General features: G+C 69.8%; 1 pseudogene. It reads right to left on the bottom strand.

The window, feature by feature from the left end:
- Window positions 1-255 (bottom strand): annotated as a pseudogene (locus tag JHD67_RS22970) (DUF2875 family protein); the annotation flags it as partial.

Genomic DNA, 255 nt, shown 5'->3' with positions numbered 1-255 from the left:
TGGCCAGCGCGATGCCGACGAAGGGCGAGGCCGCGCCGGTATCGCCCAGGCGCTGGGTCAGGTCGTAGCTCTCGTGGGATTCCAACAGATCCAGCGGACTGCCGGCGGCCTTGAGCGCGGGCATCAATTCGGCCAGCGCCTGCCCCGGCTTGCCGCTGTCGAAGAAGGCGCGCGCGGGCGCGGACGTGATGCCCTCCAGACTCTGCGTCCAACCGTTGGCCAGCGCGGCGGTAAGCGCCTCGTTTTTCAGGCGTG

The sequence above is a fragment of the Dyella sp. ASV21 genome (genome assembly GCF_016428975.1).
Lineage (GTDB): Bacteria > Pseudomonadota > Gammaproteobacteria > Xanthomonadales > Rhodanobacteraceae > Dyella.
This window is presented reverse-complemented; position numbering and strand designations above follow the sequence as displayed.